Genomic DNA, 646 nt, shown 5'->3' with positions numbered 1-646 from the left:
AAGTTCCACGGCGTGATCAGCGCGTTCACCCCGACCGGCTCGCGGCGGGTGTAGTGCAGCGTGTCCGGGTAGGACACCGGGTTGGTGGTGCCCTGGATCTTGGTCACCCAGCCCGCGAAGTACCGCAGGTGCTCGGCCGCGCCGGTGACGCTGACCTGGCGCGAGATGCCGATCGGCTGGCCCTGGTCGCGCGTTTCGAGCGCGGCGAGCTCTTCGTGGTGCGCGTCGACCAGGCTCGCCAGTTTGAACAGCAGCGCGGCCCGCTGGACCGGCAGCAGCCCCGCCCAGGCGGGGTCGTTCAGCGCCTTCCGGGCGGCGCCGACGGCGGCGTCCACGTCGGCCGCGGAAGCGGTGCCGACATCCTCGATCACCTGGCCCGTGGCCGGATCGTACGTCGGCAGGGACCCACCTCCGGCGGTGGTCCACTGTCCGTCGATGAACAGGCGTGTGGCCATGGCTAGCTCCTCCTCGACCGGTGTGTGATCGAGTATCGGGCGCCACGCCGTCTCCGGTCTTGCCCGCCAGGGCACGCCGATTGTCGGCCAGCGAACCGAATCCGCCGGACCTCGCCGGGCCTTGCGAGGGTGGGGGACATGGACGTCATCGTGGTGGGAGCGGGTTCGGCCGGTTCGGTGGTCGCCAGGAG

At 71.1% G+C, this 646-nt stretch carries 1 protein-coding gene; it reads right to left on the bottom strand.

What is annotated here, in order from left to right; all coding sequences use genetic code 11:
• Positions 1–455, bottom strand: a 455-nt coding sequence (locus CFP71_RS42055; protein WP_143267289.1) for an aldehyde dehydrogenase family protein, incomplete at its 3' end; no start/stop codon positions are given.
• Positions 456–646: the final 191 nt, after the last annotated feature.

Source organism: Amycolatopsis thailandensis, from assembly GCF_002234405.1.
GTDB lineage: Bacteria > Actinomycetota > Actinomycetes > Mycobacteriales > Pseudonocardiaceae > Amycolatopsis > Amycolatopsis thailandensis.
The sequence above is the reverse complement of the archived record's forward strand: the minus strand, read 5'-3'. Positions and strand labels throughout refer to the sequence as shown.